This window comes from Dorea sp. 210702-DFI.3.125 (assembly GCF_020560945.1).
Taxonomy (GTDB): Bacteria; Bacillota; Clostridia; order Lachnospirales; family Lachnospiraceae; genus Dorea; species Dorea formicigenerans.
In genome coordinates this window covers 190,653-204,373 of record NZ_JAJCNF010000001.1, presented here as the reverse complement: position 1 = coordinate 204,373, position 13,721 = coordinate 190,653, and the positions used below count along the sequence as shown (strand labels likewise).

General features: G+C 40.8%; 14 protein-coding genes. All 14 read left to right on the top strand.

The features are described from left to right. Positions 1-19: 19 nt before the first annotated feature. The 14 genes from ruvB (at position 20) to LI164_RS00900 (ending at position 13,612) form a co-directional block, all read left to right on the top strand. Positions 20-1,027, top strand: coding sequence for a Holliday junction branch migration DNA helicase RuvB (ruvB, locus tag LI164_RS00965; protein WP_117494349.1), 1,008 nt, complete (start codon positions 20-22; stop codon positions 1,025-1,027). Between the two features lie 72 nt (positions 1,028-1,099). Next, positions 1,100-1,513 carry a cell division protein ZapA gene (zapA, locus tag LI164_RS00960; protein WP_005332876.1) on the top strand — a complete coding sequence of 138 codons (414 nt, stop codon included), beginning with the start codon at positions 1,100-1,102 and terminating at the stop codon, positions 1,511-1,513. Positions 1,514-1,658: 145 nt separating this feature from the next. Continuing rightward, on the top strand, positions 1,659-3,821 hold the full coding sequence (locus LI164_RS00955) for a U32 family peptidase (protein ID WP_227086606.1): 2,163 nt from the start codon (positions 1,659-1,661) through the stop codon (positions 3,819-3,821). A gap of 8 nt (positions 3,822-3,829) precedes the next feature. Further along, complete coding sequence (locus LI164_RS00950; protein ID WP_227086605.1) at positions 3,830-5,302, top strand: FtsW/RodA/SpoVE family cell cycle protein; 1,473 nt, start codon at positions 3,830-3,832, stop codon at positions 5,300-5,302. A gap of 37 nt (positions 5,303-5,339) precedes the next feature. Beyond that, positions 5,340-6,671: a penicillin-binding protein 2 gene (locus LI164_RS00945; protein ID WP_227086616.1), complete on the top strand. Its 1,332-nt coding sequence runs from the start codon at positions 5,340-5,342 to the stop codon at positions 6,669-6,671. 62 nt (positions 6,672-6,733) lie between these two features. Continuing rightward, complete coding sequence (locus tag LI164_RS00940) at positions 6,734-7,057, top strand: hypothetical protein (RefSeq protein ID WP_147566941.1); 324 nt, start codon at positions 6,734-6,736, stop codon at positions 7,055-7,057. Positions 7,058-7,138: 81 nt separating this feature from the next. Continuing rightward, positions 7,139-8,101 carry a DUF2953 domain-containing protein gene (locus LI164_RS00935; protein ID WP_227086604.1) on the top strand — a complete coding sequence of 321 codons (963 nt, stop codon included), beginning with the start codon at positions 7,139-7,141 and terminating at the stop codon, positions 8,099-8,101. Positions 8,102-8,116: 15 nt separating this feature from the next. Further along, the gene (locus LI164_RS00930; RefSeq protein ID WP_227086603.1) at positions 8,117-8,509 is read left to right on the top strand and encodes a GerW family sporulation protein; all 393 of its coding nucleotides are present in this window, start codon (positions 8,117-8,119) and stop codon (positions 8,507-8,509) included. A 73-nt stretch (positions 8,510-8,582) separates the two neighbouring features. Next, positions 8,583-8,723: a hypothetical protein gene (locus LI164_RS00925; RefSeq protein WP_005332869.1), complete on the top strand. Its 141-nt coding sequence runs from the start codon at positions 8,583-8,585 to the stop codon at positions 8,721-8,723. Positions 8,724-8,864: 141 nt separating this feature from the next. Further along, positions 8,865-9,053: a 50S ribosomal protein L28 gene (rpmB, locus tag LI164_RS00920; RefSeq protein WP_005332867.1), complete on the top strand. Its 189-nt coding sequence runs from the start codon at positions 8,865-8,867 to the stop codon at positions 9,051-9,053. A gap of 205 nt (positions 9,054-9,258) precedes the next feature. Beyond that, positions 9,259-9,618, top strand: a complete 360-nt coding sequence (locus LI164_RS00915) for an Asp23/Gls24 family envelope stress response protein (RefSeq protein ID WP_040015456.1) — start codon at positions 9,259-9,261, stop codon at positions 9,616-9,618. Between the two features lie 18 nt (positions 9,619-9,636). Continuing rightward, the gene (locus LI164_RS00910; protein ID WP_117612641.1) at positions 9,637-11,313 is read left to right on the top strand and encodes a DAK2 domain-containing protein; all 1,677 of its coding nucleotides are present in this window, start codon (positions 9,637-9,639) and stop codon (positions 11,311-11,313) included. A 5-nt stretch (positions 11,314-11,318) separates the two neighbouring features. Beyond that, positions 11,319-13,349, top strand: coding sequence for an ATP-dependent DNA helicase RecG (gene recG / locus LI164_RS00905; protein WP_227086602.1), 2,031 nt, complete (start codon positions 11,319-11,321; stop codon positions 13,347-13,349). Between the two features lie 56 nt (positions 13,350-13,405). Next, on the top strand, positions 13,406-13,612 hold the full coding sequence (locus LI164_RS00900; RefSeq protein ID WP_005332859.1) for an alpha/beta-type small acid-soluble spore protein: 207 nt from the start codon (positions 13,406-13,408) through the stop codon (positions 13,610-13,612). Positions 13,613-13,721 lie beyond the last annotated feature (109 nt).

Genomic DNA, 13,721 nt, shown 5'->3' with positions numbered 1-13,721 from the left:
TTACTGCAAGGGGAGAGATATGAGCAGGAGAATTATAACAACAGAGAATCTGGAAGAGGATGTCAAGATTGAAAGTCACCTAAGGCCCCAGCTTTTAGATGATTATATTGGACAGGAAAAAGCAAAAGAGATTTTAAAAGTATACATTACTGCGGCAAGAGAGAGGGGGGAAGCCCTGGATCATGTACTTTTTTATGGCCCTCCAGGCCTTGGTAAAACAACACTGGCCGGAATTATTGCTAATGAGATGCATGTGAATATTAAGATTACATCTGGACCGGCAATTGAAAAGCCGGGTGAGATGGCAGCAATCCTCAATAATCTGCAGGAGGGAGATGTACTTTTTGTAGATGAAATTCATCGTTTGAATCGTCAGGTGGAAGAAGTTCTTTATCCGGCTATGGAAGATTATGCGATAGATATTATGATTGGAAAGGGAGCAAGTGCCAGATCCATTCGACTGGATCTCCCGAAGTTTACATTGGTGGGAGCAACAACTCGTGTCGGCATGCTGACGGCACCGCTCAGAGACCGATTTGGTGTGATTCACCGATTGGAGTTTTATACAGTTGAAGAACTTAAGAGAATTATTGCCCGGTCAGCAAAGGTTCTTGATGTAGGGATAGATGATGCCGGAGCTACTGCACTTGCGAGACGTTCCAGGGGGACGCCGAGACTTGCAAATCGTCTTTTGAAACGTGTGAGAGATTTTGCTCAGGTGAAGTATGATGGATATATTACAGAAGATGTGGCGAATTATGCACTGGATCTTCTTGACGTAGATAAGTGTGGACTAGATCAGACAGACCGGAATCTTTTAATGACGATCATAGAAAGATTTGATGGCGGTCCTGTTGGACTGGATACTCTGGCGGCTTCTTTGAGTGAGGATTCAGGAACAATAGAGGATGTGTACGAGCCATATTTATTGAAGAATGGATTTATTCAGAGAACACCGAGAGGGCGGATCGTGACAGATCTTGCGTATGCACATTTAGGGATTTTGAAGCAAAATCATGAAAAATAGTTGGTTTTTATGACAGTTTAGTTTATAATAAATTATATTCATAAGAAATAGCAGAGTTTGTGGGAGGCTTTTATGGCATCATCAAAGAATTTTACAGAAGTTTTAATTGGAGGAAAAGTATTCACTTTAAGTGGATTTGAAAGTGAAGAATATCTGCAGAAGGTATCTACATATTTGAATCATAAGATTGACGAATGCAGCAGTAGTGAGGGATATCGTAAGCAGAGTGCAGAGACAAGAAGTGTTCTGCTGGCACTTAATATTGCGGATGATTATTTTAAAGCACGAAAACAGGGCGGTACACTGGAAAGTGATATTGAAGCGAAAGATAAAGAGATGTATGATCTGAAGCATGAACTGATATCTGTACAGATCAAATTAGAGAATGCGGATAAAGCATTGGACAAGTTAAAGGAAGAGAACAAGGAACTTCAGATGAAGATTGTTCAACTGGAGACAGAGATTAAGAATAATAAAGAGAATTAGAATATGAGAGGGGCTGTCGGATTGACGGCCCTTTTTAAAGATAAAGATACCGGAAAGACGGAAAAATCATAGAAAATGACAGAGAATTAAAAACTCCTGAATCCTGGTATTCTTGAATAATAATTAATTTAAGGACGAAATCAGAATGAAAAGAGAAGTTGAGATACTTGCGCCGGCAGGTTCATGGGAATGCCTGGAAGTAGCGGTCTGTGCCGGAGCAGATGCGATATATATAGGGGGGAGCCGTTTCGGGGCAAGGGCGCATGCGGATAATCTGAATGAGGAACGCATGTTGGAAGCAATTGACTATGTGCATCTGCACGGACGTAAATTATATATGACAGTCAATACGTTATTAAAAGAGCAGGAACTGGGAGAACTTGTAGATTATCTCCGCCCATATTACGAACAAGGGCTGGATGCAGTGATTGTGCAGGATATCGGGGCTATGCGCCTGATTCGGGAAGCATTTCCAGATCTTCCGCTTCATGTAAGTACTCAGGCAACTGTGACACAAACACTGAGCGCACAACTTTTTCAGAGAATGGGAGCAGAGAGAATTGTGCCGGCAAGAGAGTTGTCTCTGGAAGAAATTAAGAATATGAAAAATGCAACTGGTCTGGAGATAGAATGTTTTGTGCATGGTGCTTTGTGTTACTGCTATTCCGGACAGTGCTTAATGAGCAGTATGATTGGCGGACGGAGTGGAAACCGCGGGGAATGTGCGCAGCCATGCAGACTTCCATATCGAGTTGAAAATCGAAAATCTGCAGATCTAATGAGCCTGAAAGATCTTTGTACGATCGATATGATACCCGAACTTGTTGAGGCCGGAATTGATTCTTTTAAGATTGAAGGGCGCATGAAACAGCCGGATTATGTATATACGGTGACGCAGATGTATCGGAAATATACAGATATTTATCTGCAAAAAGGGAAAAAAGGGTTTCATGTCACAAAGGAGGACAAAGAAAAGCTGGAAAATTGTTACCGCCGAAGAGGGTACTGTGATGGGTACTACAGAAAGCAGAACGGAAAAGAGATGCTTTCTTTGAAGCGCCCCGGAAAAGAGACGGAACCGAAGAAAGGAAAAATGGATTACATATTACAGGAAAAAATTGACGGAACCCTAAATCTTGCAGAAGGCACTGCCTCAGAACTGACTGTATGGCTGCATGACAGACCGGAAATGACGGTAACTGTGACAGGAGATATGGTCCAGACTGCAAAAAATCAACCCCTTGCGGCAGAACGGATCGAAAAGCAGATACGGAAAACCGGAAATACTCCGTTTGTATTTGAAGAGGTGTATATCGATGTGTCTGGAAATCTGTTTCTGCCGATGCAGAGTCTGAATGAACTACGTAGAGCAGCGCTCTCGGATCTGGAAGTGCAGATTACAGAAGAATATCGCCGGCATATGATTTGGTCGGAGATTCAGGCAGAAGACATGTCTGATAATAAGTTTGAAAATAGCAGAAGAAATTATGAGTTTCAGATTTCAGTAGAGACAGTGGAACAGTTAAAGCTGGCTTTAGCCAGGGAATATGTTGATCGCATCTTTATATCTGATGCAATCGCATTTGATGAAACAGTTATCGACATGTTAGAAGAATACCGCTTAAACATGAGAGATAAAAAACATGAATCAAAGATCTGTCTGGCGATGCCATACATTTTCAGGGAAAGAGCAATGAATATTTACAAGGTATATTTTGAGAAGATTAGCCAGTATTATGAAGGTGTTCTTGTTCGGAACTGGGAAGCTTTAGAATGGATGAAATCAAAAGGATATAAAGGGGAGATTCTGTCAGATTATAATTTGTACGGATGGAATAACAGGGCGATAAAAGGATTGTCAGAACTTGGAATTGATCAGTATACGTCTTCCGTTGAATTGAATTTCCGGGAGCTTAGTGAACTGTCTACGGGAGGTAATCTGATTGTCTATGGGTATCAGCCTGTAATGATTACAGCGAACTGTATCAGAAGGACGACGGAGGACTGTCTTGGAAAAGATAGTATGTTATATATTACAGATCGCCTTGGAAATAAATTTCCTGTTAAAAATTACTGTAAATACTGTTATAATATAATATATAATTCAGCTCCGATTGTTCTTTTGGATCAGAAAAATGAAATCAGGAGCCTGGAACCATCTGGAATCCGTCTGAATTTTACATTAGAAAAAGAACGGGAGATGGAACAAATCTTGGAAAGTTATAAAAATGTTTTTCTGGAGGATAAAGAGATATCGATGCCAGATATCAGTTTTACCAGAGGACATTTTAAGCGGGGAGTAAAGTAGGTGAAAAATTGGTAAACATTATTGTTGAATTGTCAAAATATCTGATGATCATATTGATGACTTCATACACATTCTTGTGTTTCAGTATTTTTGGATATCAAGATCCGGATAAAAAGAAGAGTCTTTTGAGACAACAGAATGTGTTGATGTTCATGATACATATTATTGCATATTTGGTCATGTACTTGGAAAAGGAGGATATCAAACTTCTTGCATTTTATCTGATGCAGGTAGTACTGTTTGGAGCTACTATATTACTATATACGAATATTTATCCGAGAGTATCCAGACTGGTCGTAAATAATATGTGCATGCTATTATGTATCGGTATGATCATGTTGACGAGACTAAGTTATTCCAATGCAGTAAAACAGTTCGTTATTGCAGCAGGTGGTGTGGCAATCAGTCTGGTAGTACCAGTCGTGATCCGAAAGGTGAAAAAGCTTTCGGAATGGAGAAAGGTTTATGCAATTATTGGTATTGTATCTCTGGCTCTTGTCATTGTAATTGGTTCTGTGTCTTATGGAGCAAAGCTTGGTTTTCAGGTGGCAGGAATTAACGTTCAGCCGTCTGAGCTTGTGAAAATTGTATTTGTATTTTTTGTGGCTTCCAGTTTTAAACAGTCCATGGCATTTAAAGATATCGTTGTGACGACAGCACTAGCAGCGTTTCATGTATTGATTTTGGTTGCGTCAAAGGATCTTGGAGCTGCACTGATTATATTTGTAGTGTACTTGGTTATGCTGTATGTGGCAACCAGACAGCCCTTATATGTATTGGCAGGACTAGGAGCCGGAAGTGTAGCTTCAGTGGGGGCTTATTACTTGTTTAATCACGTTAGGAACCGTGTGGTCGCCTGGAAAGATCCGATTGCTTCATATAGCGGAAGCGGATATCAGGTGGCACAGTCTTTATTTGCAATTGGAACAGGAAGCTGGTTCGGTATGGGACTGTTCCAGGGACAGCCAGATACGATTCCTGTTGCATCGTCAGATTTTATCTTTTCTGCAATCTGCGAGGAGATGGGGCTGATTTTCGGATTATGCATGACGTTGGTATGTGTTAGTTGTTATGTAATGTTTTTAAACATTGCGATGCAGCTTCGCAATATGTTTTATAAACTGGTAGCACTGGGGCTTGGAACTTGTTACATTTTTCAGGTGTTCTTGAATATTGGAGGAGTAACAAAATTCATTCCATCTACTGGAGTGACACTTCCGCTTGTCAGTTACGGAGGAAGTTCTATACTCAGTACATTGATCATGTTTGCAATTATTCAGGGACTTTATATTTTAAGAGAAGACGAGGAAGAGAATCTTGAAAGAAAAAAGAAGGAAAGGTTACGAGCAGAGAGAGGCAGAGGAGAGGTTAAAAAGAGAGCGCGAAAAACGGCAGATGTCCCGCAGAGAGCGAAAAGAAGCAGACCGGCAGGACAAGCGCCGAGAAAAGAAAAAGCGCGCCCGCAACAAGGAGTTCGCTAGAGTCACATATATTTTTGTAGCACTGTTTATTGCTATGATGGGTTATATCTCTTATTTTAATGTTGTGAAAAGCAGAGATATCATCAGCAGCCCTTATAATAAGAGGCAGGATTCTTATGCGGACCGTGTGATCCGCGGAAAGATTCTGGACAGAAATGGAAATGTGCTGGCTCAGACAAATGTGGCAGAAGATGGGACAGAGACAAGAGAATATCCGTACAATAATATATTTGCTCATGTGGTCGGTTATACTGCTCAGGGAAAATCTGGTCTGGAGTCTGTTTCTAACTTTGAACTTCTGACTTCCAATGCATTTTTTGTAGACAAATTAAAAAATGAATTCCAGGATAAGAAAAACCAGGGAGATAATGTAGTAACGACACTGGATACAAATCTCCAGGAAGCAGCTTATGATGCACTTGGTTCTAATAAAGGTGCAGTAGTTGTTATGGATCCAAGTACAGGAAAGATTTTAGCTATGGTTTCAAAACCTGATTTTGATCCGAATACAGTCAGTCAAAACTGGAATGAACTTAGCACAAGTGAGGATAGTGTGCTTCTGAATCGTGCAACGCAGGGGCAGTACGCACCTGGTTCTACGTTTAAACTTGTAACAACACTGGAGTTCATGCGTGAAAATGCAGATTTTGATTCCTATTCCTATAACTGTACAGGTTCTATTGAAAGTGGTGATGTTACAATTCATTGCTATGGTGGACACGTACACGGACAGGTGACTTTGAGGGATAGTCTTGCGTATTCATGTAATACTTCATTTTCCAATATCGGAAGATCACTGAATGCAGACACTTACAAGGATACTGCGCAAGAGCTTCTGTTTAATAAGAAACTTCCGTCTGTCCTGCCGTACAGCAAGAGTCAGTTTACGTTGACTTCATCGGACACGGAGGCAGAGCGGATGATGACTGCCATGGGACAGGGGAAAACACAGGTAAGCCCATATCATATGGCTTTGATCACGTCAGCAATTGCCAATGGCGGAACATTGATGAAACCATATCTGGTAGATTCTGTTACCAACAATGCAGGAAGTGTGATCGAGAAGACAAAACCGGAGAAATATAAAGATCTGATGACTTCCAAAGAGGCGGCGCAGCTCAAAGATTATATGACGGCTGTTACCGATTATGGAACAGCATCTGTACTTGGTGGACAAAACTACACGGCTGCAGGAAAGACCGGAACGGCAGAATATAGCTCAGATAAGGAAAAAGATCATTCCTGGTTCGTTGGAATTGCTAATGTTGACAACCCGGAACTTGTGATCAGTGTGATTATTGAGCAGGCTGACGGTTCTGCAAAAGCAGTTAATATTGCAAAAAAAGTGTTTGATGCATATTATCAATAAAGAAGATTCTGTGATATGTGCAGGTAATAATTGGTAAATAGTTGAGAAAATGGAAAGATAACATGAGATATTATCGCAGACTTTACTGGGGTGAAGACCTGAAAAAGAAAAAAGAAAAGATTATAAGAAGACTGAATACGGGAAAACTTCAAAGAGATATCTATGTACTGGTATTGCCGGAACATGGGTCGAATCAGCTTGAAATTTATAATGCAGCGCTTTTTCTTCAGCCGGATTTTCCAAATGATGATTTCTTTGTTGTAGGAATTGTAAGAGGTTACGAGGCGGCTCTGGAGCTGGTAGAAGAGATTGCCGGGAACGTGTATGAACAAACAGGAGCGGCGGATATCCGCACATATCTGTTAGAAAGAGAACAGGAAGGCTAAGATGCGATGCTACATATTTTGATTTTGATATTAAAAATAATCGGCATAATAATCGCTGTAATACTGGGAATCCTATTGCTATTGATTGCTATTTTTCTTTTTGTGCCGGTTCATTACGAGGTACAGGGAAGGTGTGATGGTGACCTGGATTCTCTGAAGGGAAAAGTGCAAGTTACCTGGCTTTTGCAGCTTGTTCGGGCGGACATCTTGTATAAGAATGGAAAAATGAAGTGGCGGCTTAGACTTGCATGGATAAAAAGAGGAAATACAGGAGCCGGAAAGAAACAGAAAAAGGTACAGACGCTGCAGAAACAAGCTGAGAAAGCTGAGATTTCTGGAATAGAAGAAGCTGAGAAAATTGAGATTTCAGAAATAGAAGAAGAGGAGAAATCGAATCATGAGAAGAGTATTACAGAAACAGACAAGATTGAAAAGAATGAATCTGAAAAATTTGCAGAAAAATCTGAAGAGAATCTGGCGACGTCGCAGACGATACGCCAAAAGAGTGCGCATGCTCCGGAATCTGAAAAATGGAAAACTGAAAAAGGAATTCCTGAAAAAGAAAAATCCGTGGACAGTGAAAAGAATGGAAGCTTCTATCAGAGGATTCTTTCGTGGATTCAGAAGATAAAATGTACTTTTGGAAAATTGTGTGATAAAATAAAAGCATTGTCGGGAAAGAAAGAAAAGTTGGAAGAATTTCTTCGAGATGAGGTGCATAAAGGGGCATATCACAAATGTAAAAAAGAACTTTTCAGGCTTATGAAACATTTAAAGCCCAAAAAGGCAGATGTGAGGATTATTTATGGATTTGATGATCCGTATTATACCGGACAGGCTTTGGCAGTGTTTGGCGTGCTATATCCATTTGTTGGAGGATGTATAAGTGTGACACCTGATTTTGAACATCAGGTGCTGAAAGGTTCAGCATATTTAAAAGGAAAGATTTATCTGTGGCATTTTGCTCAGAGCGGCTGGAAACTGATCTGGAATAGAAATGTGCGTCAGACTTATCGTGATATTCGTAATTTTAAAATAAAATAACAGGAGGATTTTTATATGGCAGATAATAATTTTAAAGGGACTGTGGAGGCATTGTTCACAGGAATTGATGGAGTTGTTTCATCGAAGACAGTAGTAGGAGATGCAATCCATATCGGGGACACAATCATTCTTCCACTGGTGGATGTATCTTTTGCAATTGGAGCCGGAGCGTTTAATGCGGACAAGAAGGAAAAAGGAGCCGGAGGTGTTGGCGGCAAGATGACACCTTGCGCAGTTCTTGTGATCCAGAATGGACACACAAGACTGGTAAATATTAAGAACCAGGATACGATCACAAAGATTCTTGATATGGTGCCTGACATGGTCGACAAATTTACAGGAGGTAAAGATTCAAAACTTGACGAGAATGATGTGAAGGATATTCTTGACAGAGTAGATGTACAGTAGTTATCTGTAATGTCCGGTCTGTGTGAAGCATAGAATAGAGTAAGATACATTATAAGAGAAGGGTCGATAAAAAATGAAACGGGTAGTGGGATTTGCGCTGTTTGGAATAGCAATCGGACTTGTGATCGCCATGCTTTTGCCCAATACATTTGTAACTGTTCTGTGTGTCATACTATGCCTGCTGGCTGGATATAATTTGTTTTGCTGTAAATAACAAAAAAGGCAAATATAAATCTTGATTGAAAAATGTCGAAAAAATCTTGAAAATAATACTTGCTTTTGTGAGAATTATCTGCTAGTATATTATTGTTGCGAGTCTGAAAAAGACTTATTATGAGCGTTAGGAGGTGCAGTCATGGCAAAATGTGCTATTTGTGAAAAGGGTGCTCACTTTGGAAACAACGTAAGCCACTCTCATAGAAAATCCCCAAAAATGTGGAAATCTAATGTAAAATCTGTTCGTGTTAAGACAGAGAACGGAGCTACAAAGAGAATGTATGTTTGTACTTCTTGTTTGAAATCTGGCAAAGTTGAGCGAGCATAATAGTATAAAAGCTCAGATTCCAGAAATGGAATCTGGGCTTTTTTTCGTTGCCAAGCATACGACAAAAAGGTCCGGTGGACCTTTTTTAGTTATGTGAAAATGATAATCAGGCAGAACAGTCGGGACATGCCTGTTTTGCCTTGTAATATATAATGAAACAGAGTATAATACATATGTTAAATATACGGATATGGAGGTATCGGATATGAAAGGTTGTATGAGCACGGATCTCGGAATTATTACGATTGATCCTGAAGTGATAGCAAAATATGCAGGAACTGTAGCGGTAGAGTGTTTTGGAATCGTTGGAATGGCTGCAGTGAATATGAAGGATGGTCTGGTTCATCTGTTAAAAAAGGAGAGCCTGACTCGTGGAATTAAGGTGCGTATCTCTGAGGATAACCATGTAAGCTTGAGCTTTCATATCATTGTTGCGTATGGCGTAAGTATTTCAGCGGTTACGGATAACCTGATCAGCAATGTGAAGTATCGTGTGGAAGAGTTTTCCGGAATGCCGGTAGATAAGATTAATATCTATATCGAGGGCGTACGCGTCATTGATTAATCAAGGAGGACATAAGAAGTGGCTACAAAGACAATTGATGCAAATATGCTTGCGAAGATGTTTCTTGCAGGCGCGCAGAATATAGAAGCAAAGAAAGAATTTATCAACGAACTGAATGTATTCCCTGTTCCGGATGGAGATACGGGAACTAATATGACTTTGACAATCCTGTCAGCAGCTAAGGAAGTGACAGCGCTTGCAGATGTTGATATGAAGAACCTGGCAAAAGCAATTTCTTCCGGTTCCTTAAGAGGAGCCAGAGGTAACTCGGGAGTTATTCTTTCTCAGCTTTTAAGAGGGTTTACAAAGTCGATCCGTGATGAAAAAGAGATTGATACAGCAGCCCTTGCAGCAGCTTGCCAGAGAGCAAGAGACACAGCATACAAGGCGGTTATGAAGCCGAAGGAAGGAACAATCCTTACTGTTGCAAGTGGAATCGCAGATAAAGCAGCAGAGCTTGCTCTTGAGACAGAAGATCTTGAGGAGTTTATCCCGGCAGTTATTGAGCATGCGGATGAAGTTCTTCAGAAGACGCCGGAGATGCTCCCGGTTTTGAAAGAAGCAGGGGTAGTGGATTCTGGTGGACAGGGACTCTTAGAAGTTATCCGCGGAGCATATGATGCATTTCTTGGGAAAGAGATTGATTATAGCGCAATCGCACCGGCTGCTGGAAATAGTACAGCAGTAAAAGTCAGTGTCGAGGAAGAAAAAGAGATTAAATTTGGTTACTGTACAGAGTTTATCATTCTTCTTGAAAAGGAATTTACAGAGAACGACGAGCATGAGCTGAAAGCATACTTGTCATCAATTGGTGATTCTATCGTATGTGTAGCAGATGATGAAATCGTGAAGATCCACGTACACACGAATGATCCAGGACTTGCGATTCAGAAAGCACTGACTTATGGACAGTTATCACGCATGAAAATAGATAATATGCGTGAGGAGCATAGGGAAAAACTGATTCGTGATTCCGAGAAGCTTGCAAAAGAACAGGCAGAAGCCGAAGAAGCTAAAAAGACTGCAGAGCCGAAGAAGCCAATGGGATTTATTGCAGTATCTATCGGTGATGGAATGAACGAAATCTTCCGTGAACTTGGAGCAGATTATATCATTGAGGGTGGACAGACTATGAACCCAAGTACAGATGATATGTTAAAAGCCATTGATCAGGTCAATGCAGAGACAATTTTTATTCTTCCAAATAACAAGAATATTATTCTTGCAGCAAATCAGGCAAAAGACCTTGTAGAAGATAAAAAAATCATTGTAATCCCAACAAAGACTGTTCCACAGGGGATTACAGCAATTATTAACTTTGTTCCGGATGCAGATGCAAAGTCTAACGAAGAGACAATGCTTGATGAAATTAAGAATGTGAAAACCGGACAGGTTACTTATGCAGTCCGTGATACACACATTGATGACAAAGAGATTCATCAGGGAGATATTATGGGAATTGGTGATGCAGGAATCCTTTCTGTAGGACAGGATATTGCAGAGACTACACTGGAAATGTTAGAACAGCTTGTAGATGACGATTCGGAACTGATCAGTCTGTATTATGGACAGGATGTGACTGAGGAAGAGGCAGATGCCTTTACACAGGAAGTTGAAAAACTCTATCCAGATATAGATGTTGATGTGCACTGTGGTGGTCAGCCAATCTATTATTATGTATTAGCTGTAGAATAAGAGATATGATTGAACAGAGTAAGATTCATGAAATAAAAGGCGTCGGGGAGAAGACGGAGAAGCTGTTTGCAAAACTGGGAATTTATACAGTTGGTGACCTTCTCAGGTATTATCCGAGAAATTACGACGTGTATGAGGAGGCCGTCCCTATCGCAGAGGTAGAGGACGGTCGAACTGTTACTGTAACAGGAATTATTTTCGGGTGTGTGCAGGTGGGTGGAAGTCGGAACTTGCAGGTGACGACCATTCACGTAAAAGATCTGACGGGGACGATCAAAGCAGTCTGGTTTCGTATGCCGTTTCTTAAAAATACGCTGGCAGGTGGTGGTCAGATTACCTTGCGCGGCCGGGCTGTGAATCGGCGGGACGGACTTGTACTGGAACATCCGGAAATCTTTTATCCAAGTGAAAAATATGAAGAAAAACTGCATACACTACAACCGATTTATAATCTGACAGCAGGCCTGACGAACAATGCGATTTCAAAAGCTGTTAAGCAGGTCGTAGAAAGCCTTGATCTTACAAAAGAGCATTTGCCTGAAGAAATCCGTCTGCATTATCAGTTGGCAGAATATAATTATGCCATTCGTGGTATTCATTTTCCGGAAGATAAAGAAGTCTTTTATCATGCAAGAGAACGGCTTGTATTTGAAGAGTTTTTACAGTTTATACTTGCAATCCGGAAACTAAAAGACAGCAATAGCCGCATGGATAATGAATATGTGATTCCATTGGATTTACGGACAGAGGAGTTTCAAAAAGCGTTACCATTTGAACTGACCGGGGCGCAGCAGAACGTATGGAGAGAAATCCAGCAGGACATGGCATCTGAGCATGCCATGTCAAGACTTGTGCAGGGAGATGTAGGGTCAGGTAAAACGATCGTTGCAGTATTAGCGCTTCTTAATACCGCATTAAAAGGCTATCAGGCGGCAATGATGGCACCGACAGAGGTGCTGGCAAGACAACATTATGAATCGATTACCAGTCTTTTTGAAGCATATAATATTCCGATAAAAGTAGTGCTTTTGACAGGTTCGATGACGGCAAAAGAAAAACGCAGAGCTTACGACCGGATCGAGTGTGGACTTGCGAAGATCATCGTGGGGACGCATGCACTTATTCAGGACGCAGTTTATTATGATAATCTGGCACTTGTAGTGACAGATGAACAGCATAGATTTGGGGTAAAACAAAGAGAGTCATTTGCAAAAAAAGGCGGTGTTCCGCATGTTCTTGTTATGAGTGCGACACCGATCCCGAGAACCCTTGCAATCATTTTATACGGAGATCTTGATATTTCTGTGATAGATGAACTTCCGGCGAACCGTCTGCCTATTAAGAATTGTGTGGTAGACACCAGTTACCGGCAGACGGCCTACACATTTATGAAAAAGCAGATTGCAGAAGGAAGACAGTGTTACATTATCTGCCCGATGGTAGAAGACAGTGAAGCTATGGAGGCGGAAAATGTGACAGATTATTCCAGAATGCTGCAAGAAGAAATGGGGACTCAGATTGTAGTTGATCATCTTCATGGGAAAATGAAGCAGGCAGCAAAAGACGAGATTATGGAGCGTTTTGGACGTAATGAAATCCAGATCCTTGTGTCAACGACAGTGATTGAGGTTGGAATTGATGTGCCTAACGCAACCGTTATGATGATTGAAAATGCAGAGCGTTTCGGACTGGCGCAGCTTCATCAGCTCCGCGGTCGTGTTGGACGAGGAAAATATCAGTCTTATTGTATTTTTATGACCGGCTCAAAGGCAAAAGAAACAAAAAAACGTCTGGAAATTTTAAATAAAACGAACGATGGATTTAAAATCGCAAGCGAAGATTTAAAACTTCGCGGTCCGGGAGATTTGTTTGGAATCCGTCAAAGCGGACTTATGGATTTTGGACTGGGAGACATTTATCAGGATGCGGCAATTTTGCAGAAAGCGAACGAAGCCGCAGAATGGCTCTTAAAAAATAATCCTGAATATGTCCAGCAAATTCCAGATTATGAAGGAACTTCTAGTGTAATAATTTAAATCCTCCATATACTAACAACGTAACAAAAACAAAGTTACAAAAGGAGGAGTATAAAATGGCAAATCGTTCATCTAACAAAGCAGCAGTTCCAGAGGCAAAAGGAGCACTGGACAAATTCAAGTATGAGGTAGCAACAGAACTTGGAGTACCATTAACAGACGGTTACAATGGTGATCTGACTTCCAGACAGAATGGATCAGTTGGTGGTTATATGGTAAAAAAGATGATTGAACAGCAGGAAAAACAGATGGCCGGTAAATAATATTTAACGGTAACAGAACAAAGATGAAATGGGGATATGACAAGAAAAAGTTGTATCCCTAATTTCATGGAGTCAGTGTCAGAATTTTGCATAGAATACAGTACATCGG